General features: G+C 68.9%; 2 protein-coding genes. One reads left to right on the top strand and one right to left on the bottom strand.

Annotated features, from left to right (window positions below):
* A partial coding sequence (locus AC2VNT_RS10105; RefSeq protein ID WP_486946724.1) for an HAD family hydrolase occupies window positions 1–842 on the bottom strand: 842 nt, incomplete at its 3' end.
* A gap of 190 nt (window positions 843–1032) precedes the next feature.
* Between AC2VNT_RS10105 and AC2VNT_RS10100 the strand changes: the two genes are divergently transcribed.
* Window positions 1033–1621, top strand: a 589-nt coding sequence (locus AC2VNT_RS10100; RefSeq protein WP_486946723.1) for an ABC transporter ATP-binding protein, incomplete at its 3' end; no start/stop codon positions are given.

Here is a 1621-nt window from a genome sequence, read left to right as displayed (position 1 = left end):
GCCAGCGCCGACGGGACACCGATCCGCGCCGCTTTGCGCGCGGTGCGGAAATCGCGGATCTCCCAGCCACGTTCACGGGCCAGCACCCGCAGGGCCGCGTCGGGGTTGATCGCCACCGCCGTGCCGACCAGCGACAGCATCGGCACGTCGTTGACGCTGTCCGAGTAGGCCGTGCACCGTTTGAGATTCAGGCCCTCCCGGATGGCCAACGACCGCACCGCGTGCGCCTTTCCAGCGCCGTGCAGGATCTCGCCGACCAGCCTGCCAGTGAACACCCCGTCGACGGATTCGACGACAGTCCCCAGCGCGCCGGTCAGACCGAGCCGGCGGGCGACGGTCGCGGCGAGTTCGTAGGGCGTGGCGGTGACCAGCCACACCTGCTGGCCGGCATCTAAGTGCATCTGGGCCAGCTCGCGAGTGCCCGGCCAGATTTTGTCGGCGATGATCTCGTCGTAGATCTCCTCGCCGAGGGCCACCAGTTCGGCGGTGCGCCGGCCCTCGATGAACGCCAGCCCCTTGCGCCGTCCGGCGGCCACGTCATCGCTGTTCTCCCGGCCGGTGAGCCGGAACTTGGCCTGCGCGTAAACGAAGCCGAGGACGTCGCGGTAGGTGAAGTAGTTACGGGCGGCCAGCCCCCGGCCGAAATGCACCAGCGACGAGCCCTGTACCAGGGTGTTGTCCACGTCGAAGAATGCCGCGGCCGTCAAGTCGATCGGCGGCTGCGCCGGAGAGTCGACGTAGCGCAGGTCTTCGACCGCGCCGTCGGCGTCGGCGTTCGGGGCCGGCGATCTCAAGTCAGTGTCTGTGGTGCACTCCGCACCGTCAGGGTCGCAGGAAGCCATCGTCGACCTCCTTTTGTGCTGTGGCCGCCGTGCTGTGCGTTGTCGGCCGGTCCTGGCCGGCCCGAGCCGGTTTGGGGGCCGGTATCAACCTTATCCGGCGGCCGGATGGAAGTGCGCCGACGCGGCTGGCGTTAGCATGCGCGCATGTTGATGACCAGGTTACGGGTGCTGGCGTTCGGGGGCCCAAAGCGTGGGTGACCTGCGTATCACGGACCTGGTCATCGAGTACGCTCTCGGCGGCGGCGGGGCGATCCGCCCCATCAACGGTCTCAACCTGCGGATTCCGGCCGGATCGCTGGTGGTGGTGTTGGGTCCCAGCGGGTGCGGGAAGACCACGTTGTTGTCGTGTCTGGGCGGCATCCTCAGCCCGAGAAGCGGCCAGGTCCAGTTTGGTGCCGTCGAGGTCACCGCCCTGGATCGCCGCGGGCTGACCGCCTACCGGCGCCGCACCGTGGGCATAATCTTCCAGGCGTTCAACCTGGTGGCCAGTCTGACCGCCCTGGAGAACGTGATGGTGCCGATGTGGGCGGCGGGATGGTCGCACTGGTCGGCGCAGGAACGCGCCCGCGAATTGCTGTCCGGCGTGGGACTGCACGACCGGATGGCGCACCGGCCCGGTCACCTCAGCGGCGGTCAGCAACAGCGGGTGGCGGTGGCCCGCGCGCTGGCATTGGACCCGCCGCTGATCTTGGCCGACGAACCCACCGCGCAACTGGATTTCGTCCGGGCCGCAGAGGTGCTGCGGCTCTTGCGGGCGATGGCGTCCGGTGACCGTGTCG

Source organism: Mycobacterium sp. TH-M15 (genome assembly GCF_057473705.1).
Note: the sequence above shows the minus strand (reverse complement) of the source record. Positions and strands in the feature narration are given on the sequence as shown.